Annotated in this window: 22 protein-coding genes; 9 read left to right on the top strand and 13 right to left on the bottom strand. The window is 63.1% G+C overall.

Annotation, left to right across the window (positions count from 1 at the left end; all coding sequences use genetic code 11):
- Position 1: 1 nt before the first annotated feature.
- The 6 genes from N5B55_RS19555 to N5B55_RS19530 form a co-directional block, all read right to left on the bottom strand.
- Positions 2-1,318, bottom strand: coding sequence for a type II and III secretion system protein family protein (locus tag N5B55_RS19555; protein ID WP_304541357.1), 1,317 nt, complete (start codon positions 1,316-1,318; stop codon positions 2-4).
- Entirely contained in the window at positions 1,311-2,234 is a 924-nt protein-coding gene (gene cpaB, locus N5B55_RS19550; protein WP_304541355.1) for a Flp pilus assembly protein CpaB, read from the bottom strand. The genes N5B55_RS19555 and cpaB overlap by 8 nt, the downstream gene beginning before the upstream one ends.
- A gap of 45 nt (positions 2,235-2,279) precedes the next feature.
- Positions 2,280-2,768 (bottom strand): TadE/TadG family type IV pilus assembly protein, encoded by a 489-nt coding sequence (locus N5B55_RS19545; protein WP_369812451.1) that lies wholly within the window; start codon positions 2,766-2,768, stop codon positions 2,280-2,282.
- Between the two features lie 60 nt (positions 2,769-2,828).
- Positions 2,829-3,293: an A24 family peptidase gene (locus N5B55_RS19540; protein ID WP_369812455.1), complete on the bottom strand. Its 465-nt coding sequence runs from the start codon at positions 3,291-3,293 to the stop codon at positions 2,829-2,831.
- 90 nt (positions 3,294-3,383) lie between these two features.
- Positions 3,384-3,572 carry a Flp family type IVb pilin gene (locus tag N5B55_RS19535; protein WP_304541351.1) on the bottom strand — a complete coding sequence of 63 codons (189 nt, stop codon included), beginning with the start codon at positions 3,570-3,572 and terminating at the stop codon, positions 3,384-3,386.
- A gap of 563 nt (positions 3,573-4,135) precedes the next feature.
- Positions 4,136-5,257: a collagen-like triple helix repeat-containing protein gene (locus N5B55_RS19530; protein WP_304541349.1), complete on the bottom strand. Its 1,122-nt coding sequence runs from the start codon at positions 5,255-5,257 to the stop codon at positions 4,136-4,138.
- Positions 5,258-5,745: 488 nt separating this feature from the next.
- Here N5B55_RS19530 and N5B55_RS19525 point away from each other — a divergent pair, with 488 nt between their 5' ends.
- The 5 genes from N5B55_RS19525 to N5B55_RS19505 all read left to right on the top strand — a co-directional run bounded on the left by N5B55_RS19525 (position 5,746) and on the right by N5B55_RS19505 (position 13,747).
- Positions 5,746-7,290: a collagen-like triple helix repeat-containing protein gene (locus N5B55_RS19525; protein WP_304541348.1), complete on the top strand. Its 1,545-nt coding sequence runs from the start codon at positions 5,746-5,748 to the stop codon at positions 7,288-7,290.
- Between the two features lie 269 nt (positions 7,291-7,559).
- Positions 7,560-9,245 (top strand): ShlB/FhaC/HecB family hemolysin secretion/activation protein, encoded by a 1,686-nt coding sequence (locus N5B55_RS19520; protein WP_304541347.1) that lies wholly within the window; start codon positions 7,560-7,562, stop codon positions 9,243-9,245.
- Positions 9,246-9,524: 279 nt separating this feature from the next.
- Positions 9,525-10,631 carry a helix-turn-helix transcriptional regulator gene (locus N5B55_RS19515; RefSeq protein WP_304541345.1) on the top strand — a complete coding sequence of 369 codons (1,107 nt, stop codon included), beginning with the start codon at positions 9,525-9,527 and terminating at the stop codon, positions 10,629-10,631.
- A 304-nt stretch (positions 10,632-10,935) separates the two neighbouring features.
- Positions 10,936-13,023 carry a putative bifunctional diguanylate cyclase/phosphodiesterase gene (locus tag N5B55_RS19510; protein WP_304541343.1) on the top strand — a complete coding sequence of 696 codons (2,088 nt, stop codon included), beginning with the start codon at positions 10,936-10,938 and terminating at the stop codon, positions 13,021-13,023.
- A gap of 415 nt (positions 13,024-13,438) precedes the next feature.
- Positions 13,439-13,747: an H-NS histone family protein gene (locus tag N5B55_RS19505; protein ID WP_004627393.1), complete on the top strand. Its 309-nt coding sequence runs from the start codon at positions 13,439-13,441 to the stop codon at positions 13,745-13,747.
- 119 nt (positions 13,748-13,866) lie between these two features.
- On the opposite strand, the gene N5B55_RS19500 is transcribed toward N5B55_RS19505, so the two are convergent.
- The 4 genes from N5B55_RS19500 to N5B55_RS19485 all read right to left on the bottom strand — a co-directional run bounded on the left by N5B55_RS19500 (position 13,867) and on the right by N5B55_RS19485 (position 19,211).
- Entirely contained in the window at positions 13,867-15,408 is a 1,542-nt protein-coding gene (locus tag N5B55_RS19500) for a methyl-accepting chemotaxis protein (RefSeq protein WP_304541339.1), read from the bottom strand.
- Between the two features lie 172 nt (positions 15,409-15,580).
- Positions 15,581-16,999: a PAS domain-containing protein gene (locus N5B55_RS19495; protein ID WP_304541337.1), complete on the bottom strand. Its 1,419-nt coding sequence runs from the start codon at positions 16,997-16,999 to the stop codon at positions 15,581-15,583.
- Positions 17,000-17,037: 38 nt separating this feature from the next.
- Positions 17,038-18,063, bottom strand: a complete 1,026-nt coding sequence (galE, locus tag N5B55_RS19490; RefSeq protein ID WP_009240632.1) for a UDP-glucose 4-epimerase GalE — start codon at positions 18,061-18,063, stop codon at positions 17,038-17,040.
- Positions 18,064-18,230: 167 nt separating this feature from the next.
- A complete protein-coding gene (locus N5B55_RS19485; protein ID WP_304541334.1) occupies positions 18,231-19,211 on the bottom strand; it encodes a tyrosine-type recombinase/integrase in 981 nt (326 codons plus the stop codon).
- Between the two features lie 87 nt (positions 19,212-19,298).
- On the opposite strand from N5B55_RS19485, the gene N5B55_RS19480 reads away from it, so the two are divergent.
- The 4 genes from N5B55_RS19480 to otsA all read left to right on the top strand — a co-directional run bounded on the left by N5B55_RS19480 (position 19,299) and on the right by otsA (position 24,057).
- Entirely contained in the window at positions 19,299-19,505 is a 207-nt protein-coding gene (locus tag N5B55_RS19480) for a hypothetical protein (RefSeq protein ID WP_009240630.1), read from the top strand.
- 108 nt (positions 19,506-19,613) lie between these two features.
- A complete protein-coding gene (locus N5B55_RS19475; protein WP_304541331.1) occupies positions 19,614-21,665 on the top strand; it encodes an NADPH-dependent 2,4-dienoyl-CoA reductase in 2,052 nt (683 codons plus the stop codon).
- Positions 21,666-21,826: 161 nt separating this feature from the next.
- The gene (gene otsB, locus N5B55_RS19470) at positions 21,827-22,630 is read left to right on the top strand and encodes a trehalose-phosphatase (protein WP_304541328.1); all 804 of its coding nucleotides are present in this window, start codon (positions 21,827-21,829) and stop codon (positions 22,628-22,630) included.
- Positions 22,627-24,057 carry an alpha,alpha-trehalose-phosphate synthase (UDP-forming) gene (gene otsA, locus N5B55_RS19465; protein WP_154205827.1) on the top strand — a complete coding sequence of 477 codons (1,431 nt, stop codon included), beginning with the start codon at positions 22,627-22,629 and terminating at the stop codon, positions 24,055-24,057. The genes otsB and otsA overlap by 4 nt, the downstream gene beginning before the upstream one ends.
- Here otsA and N5B55_RS19460 read toward each other — a convergent pair whose 3' ends face one another.
- From N5B55_RS19460 to N5B55_RS19450, 3 genes are all read right to left on the bottom strand, one after another.
- Complete coding sequence (locus N5B55_RS19460) at positions 24,058-24,834, bottom strand: Mut7-C RNAse domain-containing protein (RefSeq protein ID WP_304541324.1); 777 nt, start codon at positions 24,832-24,834, stop codon at positions 24,058-24,060.
- Between the two features lie 149 nt (positions 24,835-24,983).
- A complete protein-coding gene (locus N5B55_RS19455; protein ID WP_065854632.1) occupies positions 24,984-25,385 on the bottom strand; it encodes a hypothetical protein in 402 nt (133 codons plus the stop codon).
- Between the two features lie 97 nt (positions 25,386-25,482).
- Complete coding sequence (locus N5B55_RS19450; protein ID WP_065854630.1) at positions 25,483-26,427, bottom strand: LysR family transcriptional regulator; 945 nt, start codon at positions 26,425-26,427, stop codon at positions 25,483-25,485.
- Between the last annotated feature and the right edge of the window lie 210 nt (positions 26,428-26,637).

Raw genomic sequence — 26,637 nt, 5'->3', positions numbered from 1 at the left:
GTCAGCGAGAGAACCCGGGCATGGCCGGATCAGCCACCCCAAGAACGAACGGCTGCCAGACTGGCTGCCCAGCACTATCCCTCGCCTTGCCTGGAAGCATTTGGTCAATGGGGGCGGTGCGCGCCATCGGTCGAACCAAATGCGGCGTGACGATGATCACAAGCTCACGCTCTTCCTGGTTGTAGTTCAATTGCTTGAAAAACGCGCCAATTATGGGAAGGTCGCCAAGAATCGGCACTTTTGAGACGTTCGACAGGGTAGTGCGATTGACCAAGCCGCCAATGACGAAGCTCTCCCCATCGCCTAATTCGACAGTGGTGTCGGCACGACGGGTGACGATGGCCGGCACAGTGGCACCGTTTAGCGTGACACCGCGGCTGAAATCGAGGTCGCTTGCCTCGGGTGCCACCTTCAGGGCGATGCGGTTATCCGATAAAACAGTCGGCGATACCGTTAGCCCGATACCAAAGGGTTTGTATTCGATCGTGGTCGTGCCCAGGGCCTGCGGTACGGGAATAGGAATTTCACCGCCAGCGAGAAAGTTGGCGCTCTGGCCTGACAGCGCCACCAAGCTCGGCTCGGCGAGCATGCGTGCAAGACCGTTTGCTTCCATCAAGCTCAAGTTTGCACTGAGCCCCTTGCTTGCCGAGGACAACACCAAATTGAACGCCGTACTGATGGGCGTGGGCGCGGCGGACGAGGCATTCGGAGTGAAGCTCCCAAACGAAAAACCGCCGCGTGTACGGGAAAATGTAAAACCGGCTTCTTTCAGGACCGTCTTGCTGAATTCCACCACACGGACATCCACCTGGACCGTGCCCGGCGCAGCAAGCGTGGTGTTGTCGGTCACATTTCCGCCCTTGGGCGCCTCGCCCCCGGTCGAAGCCGCGGCCGCCCGTCGGGCCCGTGCCAAGGCATAGACGTCCTTGCTTTGCCCGGTAAGGACAGCGGTATTTCCCTCCACCACGAGCTCAGGGCTACCCGGGCTGCGCGCTTCTGAATCGACCTGCACGTTATAAGTGAGCGCTGTACCGCCTTGCGTCCACACCATAATGCTGCCGGCACCCGGTTTTTTCGCAACGATCAGCAGACTCGTGGAGTTGCCACGCCCTTTGAGCAACAAGGCATCGGCCACCTCCGGATTTCCGATGGCAATGCGCTCAAGCGGTTTGCTAAGCCGGACCTCGCGTTGACTGCCAACCAGCAAGTGCAGCGACTGTCCCGTTACAGCGTTCTCGCCATACACCGGTGACACCAGCGCCGCACAACCCAATGCCATTGCCCTCACCCAACCGCGAACCATGGCGGCTTCAGTCATGTTGGTCCTCACGTTTTCCTGCCCGGATGATGTCGACACCACCTCGCAGACCGCCAGTGCCAGTTGCACTGCGCGAACTCATGACGGCGAGTGGCAACGGCGGCATGACAACAGGCCGGTGCACTCCTCCCGTGAGGCTGGGGAGCGATACCCCTGTTAGGGCTGCATCGAGCGAATTGCGATTCGCTTGAGCGATCAAGCGCGCGTCCTGTGGGCGCACGGTGGGCTCCGAATCGTCTGTCGGATTGCGCAAGGCCAACAACAAACGGCCGGATTGATGTGCAATCGCCAGCTGGCTGACGGATTCCACAGGCACAGCCAACACGGCTGTCCTCGCCTGATCTACCTTCCGTGTAGCGGCGTTCGCATCGGGCTGCTTCTGTGTGGCGTCATTGACTGCAAGCGCTCCGAACGCCAGTACCCGCAGGTGCGGCAGAAGCAAGCGCGCCTGACTGACATCAACTTCTTGCCCATCCTTGCGTAGCACCAGAAACACATCAACGTAGTCGCCAGGCATCACGCGATTTCCAACGCCGATCACTTCATCGACATTGATCGCGACCGCCCGCTGTCCTGCTTCAACCTGCTGCGCCAGCCCTGAAGATAGCTGGGTGCCAATGAGCGGTACACCCACGCCGATCGGTGTAATTGGCTCGCGGCCGACGACCTTGCTCACATCGGAAAATGCATCGGCGGGGTTGATCGGCAGCGGTTCAACGCCCACCTGGTCTGCGGTTATAGGCTTGCCTGCTTCCAACGGCTTGACAGTGACCACGACGGGATAGAGTGTCTTTCCATTTTGCTGCACCGTAATCGGAGCAGCTGAGCGGTGCGCGCTCTTCCATGCCACCGCTCCCAAAATGGCTGCGAGCAACAATAACCCGGCAGCGAAAATCTGGAGATATTTGCTTGTCATCTGAAGACTGTCCCGAGGCAGCTGATGCAACAGGGGCGACTATGTCTAGGAGCCGGCAATCAGTTGTACAACCGCAGACCCCGTCAAAGTGTCGGGTACCGGCAGCAACGGAATCGCGGGCAGCATTGGGCTGTTGCCGGACGTGAGCGGCAGGGTCAGAACCACACTCAGACACTGCATGCCGTTCTGGTTTTGGCAATTGACCAAGGGCGTGCCGTTCTGGTTGGTCTGAACCTGACCACTGAGGAAGGCAGGCAGTACCGACGACACCGCGGTGTAGGCCGCAGCTACACGTTGAGTATTGGTGGGCTGATAACGCAGCGCTGCGCGCGCGCCCTCTTCAGCAGCAAGCGTAAGAACCTGCTGCATGGCGAAGATGAGGCCGTAATAGACGATGCCTAGTATCAGCGCTAAGAGCACCGGCACGACCATGGCAAACTCAATGGATGTTGCGCCACGGCTAGCTCGCCTGAAACCAGTCGCCCTGCGCCCGCTGGATTGCGTGCGCTCCCGTTCCCTGTGCAATGTCGGCATGGCCGACTCCTTTTTTCTTGTACGTTGGTCGCTTTTAGCGACTCTCGTCGTCCTGCAGAATCACATTCCCGGCAGCCATGGCATTCGCATAGCTGCCGGTACCCACGGCAAGCTCAGCAGTCCGACTGCCATGTACGCTGCATATGGAATGCCGCGCTTACCGGCTTGATTGGCGTCCCAGCGCACGAGGGCAGGGCACGCTCTCATCAACAACCAGCCCGACGGTTCTGCGGCGTCAACTCGGCGTAACAGCAAAATTGCCAGCGCATGAACGCCCGAAAGAAAGCTCGCAACCAGCCAAACTGCAATGAGTCCGTGCCAACCGGCGAGCATGCCCGCCACGGTAAAAAGCTTGACGTCCCCTGCCCCCATCCAGCCGAGCGCGTAAAACGGGAGCAGGCAAACAAATGCAATTACCGCCCCCAACCCCACGTCCTGCCAGTCGTAAGCCAGGTCTAGTGCCCCCCCAGACTTGATGAGTCCGATGGACAACGCGATGCCAACGACGACTAGCCAATTTGGCACGCGCCGGAAGCGAACATCGAAGGCAATGACGGAAATGGCAAATACGACTACGGCAGCCCAGCGGGCCAGCTCTGCTTGGCTATACACGCCTTAGCACGCTGCGTAGCCGGTGACCTTGTTGAAGCTGAGGCAGACCTGTCTGAAGGCGGCGTTGATGTTGCCGCCGAGCGTGCCGACTGTCGTCACAATTGCTACGGCAATAAGCCCGGCGATCAGCCCATATTCAATGGCAGTGGCACCTTGTTCGTCGCGAAGGAACTTCAGAATGGCGTTTTTCATGACTCTCTCCTGTTTGCACTCGCCCGCGGATGTGTTGATATCGACCAGCTTCCGGCGCTCCAACCTTAGCCAGTTCATATGTGCTTATAACGAATAAACGCATGGGGATTTAGAGCGATGACGCAGACCTCGAAAAACTTCGCAGCCCGCGCTGTTCCACTAACGGAACAAAATTCAAATGCATCGGACGTAATGTCCCGATCACGTCGAATGATCACCGCACACCCCCCATGGGCGCTTATTTTGCCGGCGTGTCACGTATGTCACGTAACACCCCGTAACAGCTTTATAGGCGTGCGGCGCCGCAAACAAAATAACTCAACTGAGGTACTTGCCTCAATTTAGAGTTAAGTCTCTATTTAAATTTATTAAAGATGCGCCAACTCACTGAAAACTAATGGAAATCCCCTAATAAACCCCAGACCGAACTGATTATTGCGAGCGGGTTTCCCATTAATCCTTCAGGTTGGTCGGAACGCTCCCCATTTCTGTCGAGGCAAAAAAAGGATGCGCGAGCGACGGGAACACGCCCGCGCACCTTCAAGAGCACAGACAGGTACTGCTCAGTGCGCCAGGCTGCCAACGCCGCCCAGCAAGTTGGTAATGGGAGCCAGCGGGTTGCCGCCCGATGCTCCACCGGCAGCGCTCGTAACGCCGCCCAAAAGTCCGGTGACAGGCGCCAGCGGGTTGCTGCCGCCGCCTGCGCCGCCCAGCGCGCCCGTAACCGGGGCCAGGGGGTTGGAGCCACCAGCGCCGCCCAGCAAGCCTGTCAACGGCGCCAGCGGGTTCGAGCCGCCGGAGCTGCCGCCCACCCCACCGAGCAGACCGCCCAGAGGGTTGCTGCCCGCGGAACCGCCAGTCGTGGCGACGCCGCCGACTGCCGCGACCGTGGTACCAAGCGAAGTGACTACCGGGCCCAGGTTCGAGACCACCGGCACGCCCGTCCCGGTGATGGTGTTTCCGGCGCCGGCCACGCCACCGCCAACGGTCCCTAGCAGGTTGTTCAGGGCTCCGCCCAGACCTGTCGAATCACCTACCATCTGGGTGGCGCCGCTGATCTGCGTGGTAACGGGCACGATTGCCGTACTGAGTTGCTGCGTCACCTGCTGAACCGCGCCCGAAGACAACGCGCTACCCAGGAGGGTGCCGCCGCCAATCAAAGCCTGGCCGACCTGCTGAACGCCACCGCCCACAGGTTGGGTGATCGGCGCGAGCGGTGCGCCCGAGCCCTGGCCGAGGCCCTGCACCAGCGAGCCGGCGCTCACCGTGGCTTGGCCCAGATCCGTCACGACATTGCCCGTGCTGGCCACCGTGGTGCCGATCGGGTTGGGGTTCTGGCCCATCTTGCCAAGCCCGGTCTGAACGCCCAGACCGAGATCGCTGACAGCCTTGCCGGCGTTGTCGACCGTGCCGCCAAGCCCAGCCTTGGCTTGATCGGACAGGCCCGGAATGTTTGCGTTCTGAAGCGTCGAGCCAAGGCTGCTGACTGCCTGGCCGGTCGCCACAACGGTGTTGCCGCCGCCGTTTGCAACCTTGCCGATGGGCGTCACGCCCGTCGTGTCGTTCGGGCTCGGATTGGGCGAACTGCCCGAGCCGGAGCCTCCCGAAGAACAAGCCGCGAGCATGAGTGCGGCAACAGCGCAGGCCAACGGCGCAACGCGAATGGAGTGTCGAATGTGAGTCATGGTCCGTCCCCTTCTTGGAATGATGTGTCTTGATGTCTGAGCTCGGTACTGCGGACTGCGCGCCACATTCTGCAAATGACATGCCAGGTGCATTAGAACCATGATTCAGTTTTCGGAGAGCGGCTTATTTATTGGGCTTGTGGGCAGTACATCAGGTATTACCCCGATCTCAACACGCCGTGTTACGACGTCCAAATCCGCGTTTCGCACGTTACGGCGTAACGTGACACGGAACACATTCGTTCCCACATAACCTGACAGACAAACCTTTTGCCCGCGCTCTGGCAGGGCGTGTAAATACCGCAATCTGGTTAATTTCCACAGTTTCGCCATTTTTATGGCGGTAATCGTCGCAAATTCAGGAGGCTCATTACGCATTGCGTAATAACCGCGACATGGCACACCGTTTGCAGAGTCTGACCACCTCACATCGAGAGTGAGACTTTTTCCTGCTGACTAAAGCGGACTTTTAAAACGGGAGATCGATCATGAATAAGAACATCAAGTGCCTGGCCGCCACCATGGCAAGCCTTTTGGTTTTGGGTGGTTGCGCCAGCTCCGGCTCCGGCGACCTCGGGGGTTCGCTGGGCGGTTCAAACGGCGGTGGCTCCAATAACAATGGCGGCGGTTCAACGCCGACGCCTTCTCCTGCGCCCTCCCCCTCGCCTTCGCCCTCCCCCTCGCCGTCTCCGTCGCCCTCACCCAGCCCGAGCCCGACTCCGGCACCTGCGCCGCTGACGCCGACTGGCGCTGTCCTCAACAATGCCGGCGGCATTGTCACGAGCGCCGGTTCGACGGTCAGCGGTCTTGGCAAGACGATCGCAACGGCGCCGCTGCCCTCGCAACTGAGCGGTGTCCAAAGCGGCTTGGGCGGTGTCGTCGAAAACGCAGGCGCGACAGTTTCTGCGCTGGGCACTGGCGTGCAGAATGGGCTGGGCAGCATCGGCCGCAATGCCAATCCGGTGGGCACCACGGTCTCCAGCCTCGGTAATGTGGTGACCGGTGCCGGTAACACCGTCACGAGCGCCGGCACGCTGGTCAACAATCTGGGCACCGGCCCGCTGGCACCGCTAGCTCCGGTGACAACGCCGCTGGCCGGTGTGGTCTCGCAAGTCGGCCAAGCGGTGGCCAACGGCGGCGGCACGCTCGGCACGGCCCTGTCGACCGGCCCCGTGGAGCAACTCACGCAACAGCTGAGCACGGCGATCGTGCCGCTGACTTCGCAGGTCACCAGCGGTACGCAAACGCTGGGCGCGGCCACCGGCCTGGGTTCGCCGGCCAACACGCTGCTGGGTACGATCGGCGGCGCCGTAGCCAAGGGCGGCACCACGCTCACTTCGGCCAATGTTCCGGTGGTCAGCGGCCTGGGTGGTGTGGTCACGGCCACAGGCAATACCGTCGCCGCGCTGGGTGGCGTCGTGTATTCGCCGACGGCATCGGGCGGCAACCCGCTGGCGCCGATCACGGGTCTGCTGGGCGGCCTCGGCGGTGCGACGGGTGGCGGCAATCCGCTCGCCCCGATTACTGGCGCACTGGGCGGTCTTGGCGGCACTGGCGGCACCAGCCCGCTTGCTCCGATCACCGGTCTGCTGGGCGGGCTCGGCGGGGCGACTGGCGGCGGTAATCCGCTTGCTCCGATTACCGGCGCACTCGGCGGTCTGGGTGGCACCGGCGGCGCCAGCCCGCTCGCTCCGATCACCGGTCTGCTGGGCGGTCTCGGTGGCGCCACGGGTGGCAGCAGCCCGCTCGCTCCGATTACTGGTGCACTCGGTGGGCTGGGCGGGGCGACGGGTGGTGGCAACCCGCTCGCTCCGATTACCGGCGCGCTGGGCAGCGTGGGCGGTGCAGCAGGTGGTGCTGGCAACCCGCTGGGGCCGGTCAGCACGATCACGGCGCCGGTTGGCAGCGTGGTCACCACGGTGGGTACGGGTCTGACGTCGGCAGGTGCGACAACACCGCTCTCGCCGGTGACTGGCGCAGTGGGCGGTCTGCTGGGCACGGTGGGCGGCGTGCTGGGCGGCGCGCACCACTGATCCACAGTCAACGCTTCGGCGGGCCGGTTATCACGCCAGCCCGCCGCTGTCGCGTTTCAAACGGACCAATGCCGTGCAATGCGGCATCGTCATTCGGTTCGCGGGGGCGCGGCCGCGCACCATCGGTATCTACGTGGGCCGTTGCGCCGCGTGAACGCTCCCTCTATGTGTCTTGTTGTAAAGCACCATGTCTCGCGGTTATCGTTTGATGCAACGCGCGGCTGTACGGCATCGCGACACCACAAACGAATACCACGGAGGAGACAGGCGTGCGGACCACCACCATGCGGTTGGCCCTGGCCACAGGCGTAGCACTGACCGGCCCGGCACTGAGCTGGGCACAGAGCAGCCCAACGCAAGGCAACCCGATCGACACGCTTCCCAAGGTCGATACTTCCCGTCCGCCCCAGCAGAAAATCCAGGTCGAGGTTCAGCGACCGAATCCGGCATTGGAGAATCTGCTCGCCACGCATCTCACGCCGACCAAGTTCCAGATCGAAGGCGTCAAGACACTGCCGTTTCCAGAGGTCGCGGCGTATTTCGCACCGCTGGCCGGACACGACATCACCGTCGCGCAACTCCTGCAGGCAGCGAACGACGTCACCAAGCTGTACGCCGACCGCGGGTTCCCGCTCTCGTTTGCCTTTGTGCCCGCACAAACGTTTGAAGGCGGCGTCGTGCGCGTCACCGTGGTCGAAGGCTATGTGGCACGCATGCGAATTGAAGGGACACCTGGGCCGCTGGAAGGCCGCCTGCGCGAAATCTCGCAGCGTCTGATGGACGAGAAGCCTTTGCGCCGCGAGACGTTCGAGCGCGTGACCGGCGTGCTGGCGCTGCAACCCGGCGTGCAGATCACCGCGACCGTGCAGCCGCCCACCACCACAGACGGCGCCAGCGAACTCGTGTTGAGCGTGAAGCGCCAGCCTTACACCATCGGCACGGGCGTGGAATATCGCTCGCCGGGTGTGCGGGCGGTCATCACCGGCACGCTTAACAGCGTGACGCCGCTGGGCGAGCAGATCACGGTGTCGACCCTGCAGCCGCGCGGGCCGGACCATGAAACGTTTTACTCCGCAACGTGGGCGCAGCCGATTGGCACCGATGGGCTATTGGCCAAGCTCACGTGGTCTCACTACCGCGGCATGCCCGAAAATCTGCCGCTGGAACAACTGGGTTACCAATCGCGCTACCTGACCGACACGCAGCGGCTCGGGTTGTCATTGAGCTATCCGGTACTGCTGTCGAACACGCGCAACCTGACGGTCACGGGCACCTTCTACGGCAACGACGACAAGCAGCGCTACGACCCGCGAGACATCACGCTGCCCCAAGCCGAACTCGATACCAAAGTCCGCGTGGCCGGGGCCGAGGTCCTCTATACCGAAGTCAACCCGGGCGAGACCCGACGTGCGTCGTTCGGCTTGTACCAAGGCATCAACAGCCTGGGCGCCGGCAAGGGCGCCTCGGCCAACGCCAGCAACAACGTCGACCTGAGCTTCCTGCGCACGCGCGTCACCGCCAGCGAAGCCCACGACTTGCCCCTGGGCTTCGGCGTGGTGGTGTCGGGAGCGGCGCAGTACAGCGGTGCGGTGCTGCCGTCTTCGGAACAGATCAGCTTTGGCGGACGATTCTTCGGCCTCGCCTATCCGGCCGGTGAAGTGGCGGGTGACCGCGGGTGGGGCGCATCGGTGGAAATCAACCGCGCGTTCCAGGTATCGATGGACTATCTGAAGACCGTGCAGCCCTACGTGCTGTACGACACCGCAAAGGTCTATTCGAACGGCGGCACGCTCGTGCACGACCAGCTCGGCTCGATTGCCCTGGGCGTGCGCTTCTCCGATCGGAAGTACTACACGCTGGACCTGGCCATCGCCCGCCCGGTGGGCGACAAGCCGATCAACTCAAGCTCTCGCAGCCTCAGGTTCAACGCAGCCTATACGTACCAGTTCAACTGACCCTCCCGGGCATCGTGAACATGTGTATAAATTTTTTATATTTTTTATATTTTCAGCGCTGAAAGTCGCCCATACTCCCCTCTTAGGGGGGAGATACAGCGCCACCATAATTTGGGAGCATCAGAAGCGGGATGTTAAGTTTTTCCAAAGAATTGCCGATTACCACTGAAGTCGCGCAGAACAACAATAATTCACACAGCGACGGCGGCATCACGCCGCGACACGCCGACAGCAATGGATTGCACTCTGAGCTGTCGCAAATACGCACCGGGGGCCATCATGCTGCAACGTCTATCGGATGACGCAGAGTTCCATCGACTCGTCGATACCATTTACGAGGCGGTACTTGAGCCTGCGCAGATGCCGATCGCACTGGCCCTGCTCTCCGTCTACGCCGGCGCCGAAAGCGCTCACTATTTTGTCTGGGACAAGCACACCGATACGCCGCGCCACGGCGTTTCGTCCGGCTGGTGCCAGCACTGCCCGCAACAGGGCCACTGCAATACCTTCTGCCAAGACCCACAACTGACCAGCGCCGGGCTCTCCGACGAGAACCCTTCGGCCGCCGTGACCCTCATCGACACGCCAGAGATGCGCGTCACGATGCGGCTGCGGACCCGCGACGACGATGCCTCGGAAGTCAGCGCCACGGAGCGCGAGTCACGTCTGCAGCGCGTGCTGCCGCACCTGCAGCGGGCTGCGCGCATGCAGCAGCGCAATCTTGAGCTGAACGAACTCGCCGCACTCGGCATGGCCGGGCTGGATACGCTCGACTTTGGCGTGATGGTCATCGAGCGCACCATGCGCGTGAAATACGCCAACGCCTGGGCCCGCACTATGACAGCGGGAGACGACCGGTTGTCGCTTGATGGCGGCATGTTGCATTCAGCAGACCACACACACGACGCAGCACTGCGCAACCTCATCGAACATGCCGCCGGGTCGCTGGGCCTGCAAGGCGCCGCCGGCTCGTGGATGTATCTGGCGCGTGATGGGCGTCCGGTGCCGTTCATTGCCACACCCCTTGCGCCCTCCGATGCAATGCGCTCGACCTGGGCTTCGCCGCTGGCGCTGGTGCTGGTCGGCAACTCCGAGACGCGCTCCGTCATGGACGCAGGTGTTCTGGCGTCGCTCTTCGGGCTGACCAACAAGGAGTGCATCGTCGCTGCACGGCTGGCTGCGGGCGAAACGCTGCAGGAAATTGCCGAGCGCGAATTCCTTTCCCTGCACACGGTCCGCGTGCACATCCGGGATATCCTGCGCAAGACCGGCACACACCGCCAGTCTGAACTTGTGCGCTTGCTGCACCTGTTGCCCAGCGTCGATCTGGAACGTGCCGGCGCCGCCACACCGGCTTCGCGTCGGCGCGGCCGCCTCAACGCCTGAGTTCGCGGCGCATCTTCCGCCCCCTCCCTCCTAACGTCCGACGCCCAACCACTGGCGTCGGACTATTCGCGTATACCCGGGTCACGTTTTGGCGATTTCTGCCGATCCCTCAAGAGAGGCGTGGCGCCGTCATGCTGGCTCGATGCGAGACCGCTGCGGCGAATGATCCCGACGCATTCTGTGAATAGCGCACAACAAACGCGCTTTTTCGCGGCCTGAAACGGCAGGCTTTTGCGCTATCCTCGCCGCAAAACACAGACTAGGCGCTGGTCGTAGATCGGGGGGCCGCGCCGGATGCGCTCGCATGCATAACGATTTCCATATTGCGCTGCTGCTGTTTGCGTGGGTCAGCACGGGGCTGACCACGTTTGCCGCACTGGACGCTGCGACACGTCTGCCGGGGGGCTCGACGATCGCAAAACGCCGCAACTGGCGCACGGCCTGTGCGGCCATTCTTGGCATTGGGTTGTGGTCCGGGCTTTGGCTCGGGCAATTGGGCCTGCATCGGCAGATCGGTACGCCCATATCCGCGCCCATTGCGGCAACGCTCGTGACAGCGCTGGCAGCAGCGCTGGCGGTTTTCTCTATCGCGTTGCCGAACGCGTCGCCGGCCAACGGCCCACAGGCTCCGCAACGGCGCAGCATTGCCATGGGCGCGGTGGCACTCGGCATCGGACTGCTGACGATGGAGCTATATCTCACACGACCGTGGGTCCATGACGATGCCCTCTCCCTGCGCCGCGCCCTGCTCGGTTGGGGCGGCGGCACGCTGGTGATCGGCGCGGGCGTGTGCCTTGCAGTGTGCATGGCGTTCCATATGCCGCCGGCACAGCGCCGCGCCGCCGTCGGATTGCGCGCACGCGCCGCGGCCGTGCTGGCCACGTCTGCAGTGCTGTCGCTGGTATTGTGGCCCTCCGCTACGGCATGGCCGGCGGACGAGTCGATGATGCATACCGTTCCAGTCATCATGCTGAGCGCCGGCGGCGTGCTGATTGCGCTGGGCTTGCATGCGGTGCTGATGATGCTGGAAACCCGCATCGACTCGACGCAGGCGCACCTGGAAGCATCGCTGGCACGCGTCGCAAGCCAGACGCCCCGGCCGCAACTCCATGACACCCTGACCGGCCTGCCGAACCGCCAGCATCTGCGCGAAGCGCTGGAGGCGGCAATCCTGTCGTCCACGCGGCGCGGCCGTCCGTTTGCCCTCTTCTATCTGGATCTCGACAACTTCGGCCAGATCAACGACCAATATGGCCGCAACGCCGGCGACCGGGTGCTGCAGATCATTGCCGAGCGCCTGCGCCAGACCATTCGCGGCGAAGACACCGTGGCACGGCTGGGCGGCGACGAATTCGGGATCCTTGTGGAAGGGCTGGCGCTGCCGGAAGCTGCCGCGACCATCGGCGACAAGCTGCTGTTCCGCCTGCGCGAGTCGGTGGAAGTGGAAGGCCGGCGTCTGCGCGCCACTGCCAGCATTGGCGTCGTCGTGCATCCGCACAACGGCGCGACTGCTGACGCGCTGCTCGAACATGCTGACACAGCCATGTTCGACTGCAAGCAGTCCACCGGCAATGCCTACCGCTTCTTCGAGCCGCGCCTGAACACCACCGCGCACCGCGTGCTGCAGATTCAACGTGCGCTCTCGCACGCGGCGCTCAATGGGCAGCTCTCGGTGTATTACCAGCCGAAGTACGATGCGCACACGCAAGCCATGACGGGCGCCGAAGCCCTATTGCGCTGGAACCACCCCGAACTTGGCCCTGTGTCACCTGCGGAGTTCATCCCGCTGGCCGAGCGCACCGGTACCATCGTCGAACTGGGCGACTGGGTGGTCGAAGAAGTCTGCCGGCAGATCATGCACTGGGATGCCATCGGCATGCCGCCGCAGCGCATCGCAGTCAACCTGTCGCCGCGGCAGTTCCAGCAGCCCGACCTCGTGCAGCGCCTGTCGCAGATCCTGCATCGCTACCAGGTGGCCGCACATCGGTTGATGTTTGAGATTACCGAGACGGCGGCCATGCGCGATGCCGGCCAGAGCATTGCCGCCATCCGGCAGATTCAGTCGCTCGGCTTCGAGGTGGCCATCGACGATTTCGGCACCGGTTATTCCAGCCTTAGTTATCTGCAGCGCTTCCGGGCCCAGCAGATCAAGATCGACCGCGCATTTGTCTCTGCGCTCGACGACAACCCAGCCGAGGCAGCGGCCATCATTCGCGCCATCTGCGCGATGGCGCATTCGCTGGATATGACCGTCGTGGCCGAGGGCGTCGAAACCGAAGCGCAAATGCAGGCTTTGGTAAATCTGCAGTGCGATCAGGTCCAGGGCTATTTGCTGGCGCGTCCGCTGCCAGCCAAGGAATTCCAGGGTTTGCTTGCGGCCGAGTACGCCTGAATCGCGGATATCAAATAAGGCGGCACGAGAAATGCGCCTTTTTCGTGCATTCAACACGACCTTTCAGGAACCTTTCGCCTTCATATTTGGAAATATTTCGGTGAGGCGCTGGTGCGATTGTCTAAGTAATGAAGTAGTCACATAAGAAAAAGATTGTGTTGGACTTGCGTTGGCTACGCAGTGCGTTGATTTCAAGACGGCCCGATGGCTTTGTAATGGTTCATATGTTTACGACTTCGGAACCACGCGTAAACCCAGGCTCCATGCGGGTTTGCGCAAAGCTTGATGGTGCAGAAAATCCACGCCATTGACATCTGGTCTTAACGAAATTCATTTCTCACTTGCAAAGTCGTTATAATGCCCTGGGCTACGGGGAGCGTGCCCATGTTTCAATTGCAAAGTTGAGGAATCCATAATGCCGACTTACAAGGAAATTGTTCAGAAGATCTCTGAACTGCAGCGCCAGGCCGATGAACTTCGGGCAAACGAACAAGCGACGGTGATCGCTGAAATCAAGCACAAGATCGTGGAATACGGCCTGACCGCCGAAGACCTCGGTTTTGGCGCAAAGGGTGCCGTGGCCTCGAAGAAGGCTGGTCGCAAGGTCCCAGTGCGTTACCGCGACAACAACGGCAATACCTGGACGGGCCGTGGCAAGCGCCCCGGTTGGCTGGTCAAGGAACTGTCGTCGGGCCGGAAGATGGAGGATTTTCTGGTCGCCTGAGCAGTGCCTGCAACACAGCATTCCGAGCCTGCACAAAGAGGCGCGCCGGAAACCACAAAAGAGAAAGGCCGGCGAATTTGCCGGCCTTTTGCATTTCTGCCTGACCCAGTTCTGGGCAGTTATACCTGGAAGCGCCCCACTGCCGTACGCAGCAATTCAGCCTGTTCTTCCAGCGAGAGCGCCGCAGCGGCTGCCTGCTCCACGAGCGCAGCGTTCTGCTGCGTCACTTCGTCCATCTGGTTCACGGCCTGATTGACCTGCTCGATGCCCGAGCTTTGCTCTTCAGACGCCGCAGAAATCTCGCCCATGATGTCCGTCACGCGCTTCACGGCAGTCACGACGTCCTGAATCACCACACCGGCCTCTTCCACCAGCGCCGACCCGTTCTGCACACGGCCCACGGAATCGCCGATCAACTCCTTGATCTCCTTGGCCGCACTGGCCGAGCGCTGTGCCAGGCTGCGCACCTCGCCCGCCACCACGGCAAAGCCGCGGCCCTGCTCGCCTGCACGAGCAGCTTCAACGGCGGCGTTCAGCGCCAAGATGTTGGTCTGGAAAGCGATGCCTTCGATCACCCCGATGATGTCGGCGATCTTCTTGCTGCTCTCGTTGATACCGGACATGGTCTCGACCACACGCCCGACCACCTCGCCGCCCTTGACCGCAATGTCCGACGCGTTGACGGCCAACGTGCTCGCCTGACGCGCGTTGTCGGCGTTCTGCTTCACGATGCTGGTCAGCTCTTCCATGCTCGACGCCGTTTCTTCCAACGAAGATGCCTGCTGCTCCGTACGCTGCGACAAATCGGCATTGCCTGCGGCGATCTGCTTGGTGGCGCTGGCAATGGAATCGGCCGAGTTCTTGATGTCGCTAATGGTGCCGGTCAGTTGCTGCTGCATTTCCGACATGGCAAAAAGCATGCTGTCACGATCGCCCGGGCGGGTCTGCACGCGCACCGCCAGATCGCCTTTGGCAATGCGGGCTGCAACATCTGCGGCATAGGCGGGCTCGCCGCCCAGCTGGCGCTGCAGGCTGCGCGTAACGGCCACGACCACCACCGTCATCAGCAAGCCGACGCCGAACAGCAGCCCTAGGGCCTTGAGGAGCGAGGCGCGGAATGCGGTTTCGATGTCGTCCATGTAAGTGCCGGTGACGAGGCACCAATCCCACGGTTGGTAATACAGGACGTAGCTTTTCTTCGGCTGCGGTGCCTCTGCACCGGGTTTGGGCCATAGATAATCGACAAAACCGCCGCCGTTCTTGGCCGCGCGCGAAATTTCCTGGAACAGATGATTCCCTGCCGGATCGGTAAAACCCGACATGTCCTTGCCGTTCATTTCGGCTTTGATCGGGTGCATCACCATCACCGAGTTTGTCTGGTTGATGCTGAAGTAGCCGTCCTTACCGTAGCGGATGACCTTGATGCGTGCGAGGGCCTGGGCCCGCGCTTCATCGGCGGTGAGCTTGCCGTCTTGCGCCATCTGTCCGTAGTCTTTGATGATGCTGAATACGGATTCAGTAATGTTCTGCAAATCGCGCTGGCGCTCCTCCAGACGCAGGGAGCGGCTCTCCCAGGCGCTCCACAACGTGATCAACAGCAGACAAAGCCAACTCAGGACGAGCGGCAGCCACAGCTTCTGGCGAAGCGTGAGTCGATTCATCTTCCTTCCCTCCAAGCGTTTTCTTGTGTCCGCAAGGCATCGGTGCATCGCGGCGCTCCCCTGGCGCGATTTACACGCGCTCTGTTTGAGCTATCGAACGTGTGCAAGGAAAACTTGAGTAGGGCATGTACTCAAGAACGCACCGCCGACCAGTGAAAGGCGGAAAGAGACTTCAACGCAACGCGTTGGGATTGATGCTGGGAAGTGTGGCGCCACCTGCTGACGCAGGCGCAGCGGTCGAGGCGATTTCTGCGGGAACCGTCTCCGCCGCGGGCGCATCGATCGGCGACCACGACTCCCAGAGACCATGGCGACGCAGCGTTTCGGGCGCTTCGCCAGGGGTTGAGGAAGTTGACACGGCAAACTCCGCCACCGCAACTTTTGCGTCCATCTCGATATGCGACCCCGCCATTCGCACGGCATTGCCGCCGGCGTCGCGCACTGCCACACCGTGCGCAGCCATCTGGCGATAGTTGCCGTCCTTGTTCCGCATCCGGAATTCCGCCACATACGCCGGCGTGTTGCCATCAACATGCGCCTGGATGCGATTGAGCACCATGGGCAGATCGTCCGGATGCACCAGTCGGAGATATTCGCTGGTGCTCGGGCCGATTTCCTTGAGCGTGTAGCCGAGCATGGCCGCAAAGCGCGTGGAGAACTGCGCGGCGCGGGTGACCAGGTCGAACTCCCACAGGCCGACGTCTGCACCATCCAGCAGCAGTTGATGGCGCGCAACCAGTTCGGCTTCGCGGCGGCGGTAGCTCTGCTCCAGGTCGTTGAGCGCCTGCACGGTTTCCTTGCGCAGACGAATTTCGCGGGCGGCGATGGCGGCCGCGGTGTCGCCCGTGGCGCGATCCCGATAACCCAGCAGCAAAGCCGCGAGCACCGTCGCAACCGCCCCTACCACCACCAGCACCTGCAACCCTGCCGGCGCATTGGCGGGCATGGCGGAGAACGTCGAAAACGAACCTGCGAGCGATGCCGTGTACACCGCGTCCGCCGTCAACGCGGTGCCGAACACCACGCTCAGAAACAGACTCACGCCCGGGCGACGCACCGCCACGCCCGTCGCGCCTGACCGCGCCGACAGCGCAAACTGCAGCGCCGCAGTGCACGCCACCGCCGACAAGACAATGACGATGGCGAGCAGCCCAGCGTCTTCCCGTGCGGTGGTGCTGAAGCTCGTTACACCGGCCAGCAGCAACACCGCCACCGGACCGCTCATGCTCAGCAGCACACCCAGCGAAAGCGCCCGCACCATGCCCGCACGGCCGCCCAGAACGCACCACAGTGCCGCAACGGCCAGGCTCCAGCAGAACGAAGCCAGCGTCATCACCAGCACGGCGGTGTCTTCGTGCAGCGGCCAACGTGCAAGCAGCGGCAGCAGCGGCACGGCCCACAACCCGATCGCGGAAAACAGCGCTGTCATGACCAGCGGCACGCGGGTGCGCGACGCGGTAGCGCTGCGCAAGTCATCGAGCAAACGCAGCAGCAAGCTGCCCGCACCGCAGGCCACGACAAATGGCAGCAATGCAGGCAACAACGTGTGCGCCAGCGTATTGACCAGGTGAGCAATCAACACCTCATCCACGACGGGGCGTCTCCTGTGGGTTCGAGCAGTTCAATGAATCAGCCACGGGTTTGAAAGCCGTCCGGATTCATGCTCTGCCAACGCCACGAGTCTTCACACATGCGCTCGATGCCGTATTGCGCGCGCCACCCCAGCAGCGACGCCGCCAGTGCCGGATCGGCATAGCACGCTGCAATATCGCCGGGGCGGCGGTCCACGATCTGATACGGGACGGGCTTGCCGCTGGCGCGCTTGTAGGCCTCCACCACTTCCAGAACCGAATACCCACGGCCGGTGCCGAGGTTGACGGTAAAGCCGCGGCCATCGCGACGCAGCGTGTCGAGCGCCGACAGGTGCCCGCGCGCAAGGTCCACCACGTGGATGTAGTCGCGCACGCCGGTGCCGTCAGGCGTTGGCCAGTCACCGCCGTAAATCGAAAGCTTCTCGCGCTTGCCCACCGCCACCTGTGCCACATACGGCATCAAGTTGTTGGGAATGCCGCGCGGGTCTTCGCCGATCAGGCCGCTGTGGTGCGCTCCCACCGGATTGAAATAACGCAGGTAAGCGATTTGCCACGCCGCATTGGAAATCTCCAAGTCGCGCAGCACTTGCTCGCCCATCACCTTGGTCTGGCCGTACGGGTTGGTGGCCGAGAGCGGAAACGATTCGGTGATCGGCACGGTATGCGGATTGCCATACACCGTTGCCGACGAGCTGAACACCAGCTGGCGCACATTCGCATGCGCCATGGCGGCACACAGCGTCACCAGGCCGCCCATGTTGTTGTCGTAGTAGGCCAGCGGCTTCTGGACCGATTCGCCGACCGACTTGAGCGCCGCAAAGTGGATGACCGCAGAGATGCGCGAGCTGGCAAAGAGGTCGTCGAGCAGGCGGCGGTCACGCACGTCGCCTTGCACGAACTTTGGCGTCTTGGCCGTGATCTGCTCGATGCGCGAGAGCACGGTCGAGCTGCTGTTGCAGAGGTTGTCGAGACCGATCACCTGGTAGCCCGCGTCCAGAAGTTCAACCCAGGTGTGCGAGGCGATGTAGCCGGTAGCGCCGGTCAGCAGAATCGTTTCTGTCATGGGGTGCGAGGTATCGAGGAAGGAGAGAACTAGCGTGCCGGGTTGACCTCGGCATCGTCGTTTTGCGCCGCGCCGACCCGCTTCGCAGCGCGTAAAACAGCGCGATCATAGCAAAGCCTGCTCTGCGCTTGCGGGCGGTTTGCAACCTGCGTTGTACAAAAATCGGCCTACGCCTGTCGGACCGGATGAGCGGCGGCCTGCCACTCAGCATAGGCTGCACGCAGCCGCCATGCCGAAGTGGCATCGCGCAGGCCCAGGGCGTACCCCACCTCAGCAGGGTCCGCGCCTGCGTCGAACAGTGCGGCGGTGTAGCCGTTGCGCAGCGTCTGTGGCGACAGCCTTTCGCTGCGGTGCAGCAACGCGGGCAGCGCTGCGAGCCAAGCCTCAACGCGCCGGTAAATAGAGGCCGCGTGCAAGACCCGTCCGCCGGCGTCGGCAACGAACACGCGCTCGCCCGGCACCTCTGCGTGTGCGCGCACCGCGAGCCACGCGGCCAGCGCCGGTCGCGCGGCCTCAAGCACGGGCGCTTGGTACGAAGGCCCGCGCGAGCGCTCGACGGTGATCGTCTCCAGCGACTCATCCACTTGGCGCAGCAGCAACGATTGCACCTGCGCGACCTTCAGCCCCGCGCCATGGCACACGGCGACAAGTGCGCGGTCGCGCGCCAGCTTGAAGGCGCTGGCGTTGGCCGCAGCCTCGCCGGCCTGCGCACCCACCTCCAGTGACGCCTCGATTGCAGCGCGTTCGGCCAGCGAAAGGAACGTGGTCGGATCGTTCTCGCCCTCCGCAAGCTTCTGCTGCACCGCGGAACTTGCAGGGTTGTGCGTGCCCGTGCGTTGTTGTTCGATCTGATGGAAGACGCGCTCGATCAAGCGCGCGTAGCGGTAACGATGCAGCTTGGTCAGGCCCGATTCGTCGAGAAAGGCGGCGATATCGCCCGCACTCCAATCGGCCAACGCGCGCTGGTGCGACTCGGCCCAGCGCAGCCACTTGCGCCACATCGCGCGATACACCGTCGCCGAAGATTCACGATAGCCGCGTGCGGCGAGCCAGTGCTCGAAGGCTTGGGCAGGCTGCTCAGCCCAGTCATGCAGGCTGGGCTGGAACAGATCTGGAACGGGCGTGGCGGGCGGCGTGAATGCAGTCACTGCGGCAGCGGAAATGCAGAAAGACAAGGCGTGGGCGAACCGGGGGTGGGGCAATTCGCGTATCCTGCCGAGCGTAACACGCAGTTCATGTATCCCATTGCGGACCTCATCGTGAAGAAAACCGACCTCGAAAAACTCAAGGGCCTCAAGATCGCCAACAACCTCAAGCGCGACAGCCAGCGCACCGGCAAGCCCGGCCAGGGCACCGGCAAGGCGATTCCCCAGAACAAACTGCTGAAGGCGCTGCTCGGCAAGCCGGTCGAAGACGACACGAATAAGTCGGGAAAATCCTGACGCGCAGCCCACACATCTAGAACCCCGCCCTGTTGTTCCAACGGGCGCTTGGGTGCTACCGTCCGGCGCGTTTCCACCTCATCGCAGAGCCGCTGCCCTGCGCCGGACATGTCCTCCTCCACGCCCTCCTCGCCTTACCCCCACCTGCTCCAACCGCTCGACCTTGGCTTCACCACGCTCAAGAACCGCGTGTTGATGGGCTCGATGCACACTGGGCTGGAAGATGGCAACCACTTCGACCGGCTGGCCGCCTACTTTGCCGAGCGCGCTCGCGGCGATGTCGGCCTGATGGTCACGGGCGGATTCGCACCGAATATTGCGGGTTGGACCAAGCCCTTTGCCGGGCGCCTCGCCACACATGGCGCTGCACGCCGCCACCGCACGGTCACCAACGCCGTGCATGAAGAAGGCGGCAAGATCGCCCTGCAGATCCTGCACACCGGCCGCTATGGCTACCACCCGTTCGCCGTTGCGCCCACGGCGCTGCGCTCACCCATCAGCCCGTTCACGCCGCGCGAGTTATCCGCGCGCGGTATCGAGCGGCAGATTCGCGCCTTCGTGCGTTGCGCCCAGTTGGCCCGCGAAGCCGGCTACGACGGCGTTGAGATCATGGGTTCGGAGGGCTACTTCATCAACCAGTTTCTCGTCACGCACACCAACAAGCGCACGGACGACTGGGGCGGCAGCTATGCCAACCGCATGCGCCTGCCCGTGGAAATCGTCCAGCGCACGCGGGAGGCGGTCGGCAAGGATTTCATCATCATCTATCGCCTGTCGATGATCGACCTGATCCCGGACGGCAGCTCGTGGGAAGAAGTCGTGCAGCTCGCCAAGGCTGTGGAGCGCGCAGGCGCCACCATCATCAACACGGGCATCGGCTGGCACGAGGCACGCATCCCGACGATTGCGACCAGCGTGCCGCGCGCGGCGTTTGCGTGGGTGACGAAAAAGATGAAGGGCGAGGTCGGCATTCCGCTCGTGACGTCCAATCGCATCAATACGCCAGAGGTGGCCGAGAGCGTGCTGGCCGACGGCTGCGCCGACATGGTGTCGATGGCGCGCCCGCTGCTGGCCGATGCCGACTTCGTGCGCAAGGCCGCAACGAACCGCGCGCAGGACATCAATACTTGCATCGCCTGCAACCAGGCGTGTCTGGACCACGCTTTCAAGGCCAAGATTGCGAGCTGCCTCGTCAACCCGCGCGCATGTCATGAGACCGAACTCGTCATTCGCCCCACGCCGGCCAAGCGGCGGTTTGCGGTGGTCGGCGCAGGGCCTGCCGGCCTGTCGGCAGCCATCACACTGGCCGAACGTGGGCACGCCGTCGACCTGTTCGACGCAGCACCGGAACTCGGCGGCCAGTTGAACATGGCAAAGACGATCCCGGGCAAGGAAGAGTTTCACGAGATGCTGCGTTACTTCACCCGTCGCGTCGCCACGACGGGCGTGACGCTGCGCCTCGGTACACGCGTGGATGCGCCGCAGCTTCTTGCGGCCAAGTACGACGAGATCATCGTCGCGACTGGCGTGTCGCCGCGCAACCCGAAGATTCCGGGGCAGGACCATCCGAGCGTGCTGTCGTACATCGATGTGCTGCGCCATCGCAAGCCGGTGGGCAAGCGCGTGGCGATTGTCGGTGCAGGCGGCATCGGCTTTGACGTAGCAGAATTCCTCGCGCTGGATGGCCACTCGCCCACGCTCGATCTGCAGACGTGGCGTGCCGAATGGGGCGTGGGTGATCCGACCGAAGTGCGTGGCGGCGTGGATGGCATCCGCCCCGAACCGCAAACACCCGCGCGCGACATCGTCCTGCTGCAGCGGCGTGCCGGCAAACTCGGCGGCGGTCTCGGCAAGACCACGGGCTGGATTCATCGGACCAGCCTCAAGAACCTGGGCGTGCGCATGGTGGGTGGCGTGAACTACGAGCGCATCGGCGACGAAGGCCTGCTCGTGAGCTACGGCGAAAAACGCGAGGCCGCCGAATGGCTGCCGGTTGACTCCATCGTGCTGTGCGCCGGGCAAGAGCCAATGCGCGAACTCGTTGCGCCGCTGCAGGCGGGCGGCGCAAAGGTGCACGTCATCGGCGGTGCAGACGAGGCGCTCGAACTGGACGCCAAACGCGCGATCGACCAGGGAACGCGTCTGGCGGCATCGCTGTGACGTCTTAGGCACGTGAGATGTGAAGGTTTTGCATCACGTGCCCATTTTTACAATCTCGCCACCCTCTGCCGCCCGCCGCGAATGCCGAAATGACAACGGCTGGCGCGGTCGGCCCGGTTCTTGCGTGAAAAGGCGCATCACGCACATTCACCAGAACCGGTTTGTCCAAGAACGTCTCTCCTCTGTCTTCTGCCAACGCGGCGCCGCTGCCTCCGCTTGACCTGGGGCAAACAGCCTTCCTGCTCGACTTTGACGGCACGCTTGTCGATATCGCGCCGCAACCCGATGCGGTGCATGTCTCTGCGCCGCTGCGCGAAACGCTCGCAGGGCTGCATGCCGCCAGCGGGGGCGCATTGGCCATCATCAGCGGGCGCACGGTGCACGACTTGGAGTCGCGCCTGTCTCTGCCTGGCCTCGTCATCGCCGGTGTGCACGGCGCCGAACGCCGCTATGCAGACGGCAGCTTCGTCCGCCTGAGCACGGACGCCGATGCCCTTGCCAGACTGGAGCGCGAGTTGCGCGCCGAACTCATGCAGTTGTCGACACAGTTCTCGGGCGTGGTGCTGGAGAGCAAGGGCATTGCGTTTGCCCTGCACTACCGGCACGCACCTGAAGCCGAAAACGCCGTGCTGGCGTTGGCCGACCGTCTCGCGCGCCGCTATGCCGACCACGTGCGCCTGCAGGCGGGAAAGATGGTCGTCGAACTCAAACCGCGTGGCGCCAGCAAGGGCGATGTGGTCCACACGCTGATGACCGAGCCGCCGTTCATGGGCCGCACCGTGCTGTTTGCCGGCGACGACCTCACCGATGAAAGCGCCTTCGATGCCGTCAATGCGCTGGACGGCTGGTCGATCAAGGTCGGCGCAGGCCCGAGCCAGGCGCGCTGGCGCGTGCCAGATGCGACGGCATTGCGTGCATGGCTTGCAACGCTCACGGCCCCCCCGGCCAAGCGAGGTGCCGCATGAGCCGACTCATTGTGGTTTCCAACCGCGTCGCGCCCGTTGCCGAAGGCCAGGGGACGGCGGGCGGCCTGGCCGTTGGCGTGTTCGACGCGCTGCGCGAAACCGGCGGGATCTGGTTTGGCTGGAGCGGCGAAACCGCGACCACCGTGTCGCACGAGCCGAACATCGTCACCAAGGGCAACATCACCTATGCCACCGTCGGCCTGAACCGCAAAGACTACGACCAGTATTACCGCGGCTTTGCCAACGCAACGCTGTGGCCGATCTTCCACTACCGCGTGGATCTGTCGCGCTACGAGCGCCAGGAATACCACGGCTACCGGCGCGTCAATGCGCAGTTTGCACATCAGCTCAAGGCGCTGGTGCAGCCCGACGACATCCTCTGGGTACACGACTATCACCTGATCCCCTTTGCCGCGGAGTGCCGCGCGCTGGGGCTCACCAACCGCATCGGGTTCTTCCTGCACATTCCGTTTCCGTCGCCGGAAATCCTGACGACGATTCCGCCGCATGAAGACCTCATGCGCGCGCTGTGTGCGTACGATCTGGTCGGTTTCCAGACCGAGACCGATCGTGTCGCCTTCTACGACTACATCGAGCGCGAAGCGCGCGGCTACATCGAGCAGAAGGAACAAAACGGCCCCGTGCACGCCTATGGCCACACACTGCGCGCCGAGGTCTACCCGATCGGCGTGCATCCGGACGAGATCGCGCAGCAGGCGAAGGCATCGCTGGCACGGCGCAATCCGTTCATGCGGCATGCGAGTGTGCGCGGCGAGCGCATTGCCCCGCAAGGGCAAGGCCAGGGCCAGCCGCCCACCAAGCTCATCATGAGCGTGGACCGGCTCGATTATTCGAAGGGCCTGCCGGAACGCTTCCGCGCGTTCGAGCAGTTGCTGGACGATTTTCCGGACCACCGCAGGCATGTGACGTTCATCCAGATTGCGCCGACCTCGCGCCAGGACGTACAGAGCTATCAGCAGATCCGGCAGCGACTGGAAGCCGAGTCAGGCCGCATCAACGGCAAGCATTCGGAGCTGGACTGGACACCCATCCGATACATCAACAAGCAGTACGAACGGCGCGTTCTGATGGCGCTCTTTCGCAGCTCGCAGATCGGTTATGTCACGCCGTTGCGCGACGGCATGAACCTCGTTGCCAAGGAATACGTGGCCGCGCAGGATCCGGAAGACCCGGGGGTGCTCGTGCTGTCGCGCTTTGCCGGCGCGGCGCGCGAACTGGATGCCGCACTGATCGTCAACCCGTATGACACGCGCGGCATGGCCGAGGCGCTGAACCGTGCGTTGACGATGCCGCTGGAAGAACGCAAGGCGCGCTACGCCCACATGATGGATCGGCTGCGTGCGGCCAATCTCACCATCTGGCGCGAGCGCTTCGTCGCCGATTTGCGCAACGCGTCGCCCCAGTAGTCAGGCGCCTGCGCTGCCAGTGCGCGGCATGCGCTCGGCGGTTTCCGCTGAGTCAGCCGATGCGCCGGCCTCGGGCCACAGCATGTCGGCCAGCACGGCATTCATGCGCGCCCAGTGCGAACCGGGCCAATAGATACGCCGGCAGACATCGCAGGTGCTGAAGAGCCGCTGGCGCTCGCGCACGCGGGGCGGCACGCTGGCCGAAGCCTCTTCCTGGCTCAGCATTCGCAGCGGCACATTGCACTCGAGACAGCGCGAAAACGGCTTCGCCACAGCAGCGAGCCGCAGGCGTGTGACGATTTCGCGCATCTGTGCCTGCGGCTCGCGCGCACGGATGAACGCGCCACGCCGGATGCCGCGCCGCTTGAGAAGCTCACGGTCACGCGACAGCACGATCCAGTCTTCCTCATGGGCGAGCGCTTCGATGGCTGCGTCGGCGTAGTTGTTGTCGTAGGCGGTGTCGAAACCGGCCATGCGCAGCAGGCGCGCTGTGGCGCCCAGGTGCGCATCGCACAGAAAATGCAGCGGCGCCGCCGGCGAAAAAGGCTCCACAGATGAAACGGCAACGTGGCCCCGCGCCGGCAACAGCGCCTCCAACGCCATGGGCCTGCCATCCACCAGCACTTGGCCAATCTCGGTATGCGGCACACCAAGCGCCTCGATGGCGTGCTTGAGCGTGGCGCCCTCTGCCCATGCGCGCGCAACGGGATGCCCGCGCAGCGCCTGCGGAAGAAGCGGCGTGAGGCCGGAATCGAACGTGAGGACGACGGTCTGCATGCCTGCCACGATACTCCCAACCCAACATGGGTGCCTTGGCACGGTCGCGTTGAAGCTGTTTTGGCGGGCGCGCGGACAATAAAAATGCGGCGTGACCGCTGAAGTCACGCCGCAAACAGGGAGGAGGAGAAGTTCAGTCGCTGCGTCGTTTATGCGCGCGATGCAGCGCCACCGTTCGGATAGCTCGCATCGCCATTCCATGACAGGTAGCCATACGTATCAGCCTGGCGATCGGCACCTTGGCTATAGGGATCAAAGCGATCGTTCTTCCACGACAGATAGCCGTAGGTGTCGGCCTGGCGGTCGGCGCCCTGGCTGTACGGGTCAAAACGATCGTTCTTCCACGACAGGTAGCCGTAGGTATCGGCCTGGCGGTCGGCACCCTGCGTGTACGGGTCGAAGCGCCCCGCCTGCGTGGCCGCAGGAGCGTCGAAATTGGGCTGGATGGAAGCCGTTGCGGGTTGCGACAGCAGCGCGGCGGAAGCCGACACGGTGGCCACCATGGCCAGAAGCGCGCGGCGGGAAACAGCGGAGAAGAGACGGGAGTTCATGATCGATTCCTTGTTCGTTTGCGCTCGTTGTTGCGCTTGGAAGGCAGAATAGATCGTTGCTCCCGTCTGATAAATGCGACTTTGCGGAAATAACTGTTCAGGCGGCGCTAACAATCTGCAGCCGGGGGTTTTCCTTCAGCTGCAAGCACGGATGATCGGCAAACAGCGTCGCCACCCAGTCCACAAACACGCGCACCTTGGGCGACAGATGCCGGTTGTGCGGATACACCACCGATACCGGCACGGGTTCGGAAATATAGTCCGGCAGCACTTCCACCAGCGCGCCCGACATCAGGTGCTCGTACACCAGGAAGCGCGAAGTCTGCAGCAGCCCGAGGCCATGCAGCCCGCACGCCACTGCCGATTCGGCATCGTTGACGGACACCATGCTGCGGACCTTGTGGATCTGCTTCTGCCCGTCGATGACGAAATCCCAATCCATGCGGCGGCCGTTGCGCGCCGAGAAGTAATTCACCGCAGTGTGGTCCTGCAGGTCTTCCAACGTCTTGGGCGTGCCGCAGCGGGCAAGGTATTCCGGTGACGCGCAATTGACCATCGACAATTGGCCGATGCGCCGCGCAACGAGGCTGGAGTCCTGCAATTCGCCGCCACGCACCGCGCAATCCACGCCTTCCTGCACGAGGTCGACGGTGCGGTCGCTCATGCCGATCTCCAACTGAAGATCGGGGTACGCCTCGTGAAAATCGCGAATGCGCGGCACAAGCAACCGTTTGCCAATCGACGCAGGCACGTCGATGCGCAAGGTGCCGCGCGCGCCCGACGAGCTTTGCGAGAACGCAGCCTCGGTCTCTTCAAGATCGCCGAGCAGACGCACGCAGCGCTCGTAATACGCAGCGCCATCGGCGGTGACATTCACGCGGCGCGTGGTCCGGTGCAACAGGCGCACGCCGAGATGCGCCTCAAGGCTTTGCACCAGGTTCGTCACCGTGGCGCGGGGTAACTGAAGGCTGTCGGCAGCCTTGGTGAAGCTGCTGGCTTCCACGACGCGCGTGAAAACCTGCATGGCCTGCAAGCGATCCATCTGCGGCTCCTTAGGGACGGACTCCACGGGGCGGGCGCACTGCCCGCACAAAATGGGGCAATGCGCCGGACGTGTGGAATCAAGGGGTCTGCTCATGCTCGGTACACGCACGCACTCTGAGCATCAGGCGCGATCAGGAAAGCTGCGACTACGGGTTTTCGCAGTGCAACAAGATCGGCCTCGAGCAATGACACTTTGTAGCACAACCGT

Origin of the sequence: Ralstonia pickettii (assembly GCF_030582395.1) — a bacterium.
GTDB classification, from domain to species: Bacteria; Pseudomonadota; Gammaproteobacteria; order Burkholderiales; family Burkholderiaceae; genus Ralstonia; species Ralstonia pickettii_D.
Note: the sequence above shows the minus strand (reverse complement) of the source record. Positions and strands in the feature narration are given on the sequence as shown.